General features: G+C 62.5%; 1 protein-coding gene. It reads left to right on the top strand.

Annotated features, from left to right (window positions below; all coding sequences use genetic code 11):
* A partial coding sequence (locus C0V97_RS07560; RefSeq protein ID WP_127102027.1) for an amino acid adenylation domain-containing protein occupies positions 1 to 1528 on the top strand: 1528 nt, incomplete at both ends.

Genomic DNA, 1528 nt, shown 5'->3' with positions numbered 1-1528 from the left:
ATGCCGGTTGCGGTCTGTCTGGACCGCTCGCCCGAGATGATGATTGCGCTTCTTGCGATCCTCAAGGCGGGCGGGGCCTATCTGCCGCTTGATCCGTCCTATGCCTCGGGCCGCCTGCAGCGTGTTCTTGACGATGCGCGCCCGGCGGTCCTGCTGCACGATGCCTCGGGACTTGCCGCACTGGGGGACTGGGCAGCACACGATACCATCTTGTGCAATGTCTGCGCGCCCGTCACACCCTGGCAGGCCCGGGAGGCAGGCAATCCTGATCGCCACCGTCTGGGACTGACCAGCCGCAACCTCGCCTATATCATCTACACCTCCGGCTCCACAGGGCAGCCAAAGGGGGTTGGCAATGAGCATAGGGGCATCGTCAATCGTCTGGTCTGGATGCAGCATGCCTACAGGCTGGATGCCGGCGATGTGGTCCTGCAAAAGACTTCCTTCGGCTTTGACGTGTCGGTCTGGGAGTTTTTCTGGCCTCTCCTGGCAGGTGCCCGTCTCGTTCTGGCGCGGCCCGGTGGCCACAAGGATGCCGCCTATCTTTCCGAGGTCATTGCGCAAGAGCGCATTACAACGCTCCATTTCGTGCCTTCCATGCTCGATCTGTTCCTCGATGAAAGCAGACCTGAGGAATGTGTGTCGCTCAAGCGCATTATCTGCAGCGGTGAGGCGCTCTCTGTCGTCACGCTGCAGCAATGTCGCAGACTGTTTCCCTGGGCTCATGTGAGCAATCTCTACGGTCCGACAGAGGCGGCTATCGATGTCACGCACTGGGAGTGTCCGCGTGACATAACGGGTCTGCATTCTGTGCCGATCGGTCGTCCGATTGCGAATACGCAGCTCTATATTCTCGATCCTGCGGGCCATCCCGTGCCGCCCGGCGTATCGGGAGAGCTGCATATCGGCGGCCATGGTGTGGCGCGTGGCTATCTCAACCAGCCCGAACTGACGGCAGAGCGCTTCATCGCCGATCCCTTCTGCGCGGATGGTCGTGGCAGGCTCTATCGCACAGGCGATCTGGCCTGTTACCAGCCTGACGGGACCATTCTCTTCCTTGGGCGTATCGATCACCAGATCAAGATCCGCGGCTTTCGTGTGGAGCCGGGCGAGATCGAGACAAGGCTGCAGGAACAGCCCGGCCTGCGTGCGGCGGCGGTCATTCTGCGCGAGGACAGGAAGGACGATCCGCGTCTGGTTGCCTATGTGGTGCCGGAGCCGGGGCATGTTCCCGACAGCGCTGCGCTGCGCAATACGCTGGCGCATGACCTGCCCGACTACATGGTGCCCAGCGCCATTGTCGCGCTCGAGGCCCTGCCGCTGACGACGAATGGCAAGCTCGACAGAAAGGCCTTGCCGGTTCCGGACTGTACGGCCGTGCAGATCGGACGCGCGCCCCGCACGCCGCGTGAGGCCGTGCTGTGTTCGCTGTTTGCCGAGCTTCTCGATCGCGAGAGCGTGGATATCGATACGAGCTTCTTCGATCTCGGCGGTCACTCCCTGCTGGCGACGCGCCTCATCAGCCGGA

It is taken from the genome of Asaia sp. W19 (assembly GCF_003994335.1).
Taxonomy (GTDB): Bacteria; Pseudomonadota; Alphaproteobacteria; order Acetobacterales; family Acetobacteraceae; genus Asaia.
The sequence above is the reverse complement of the archived record's forward strand: the minus strand, read 5'-3'. Positions and strand labels throughout refer to the sequence as shown.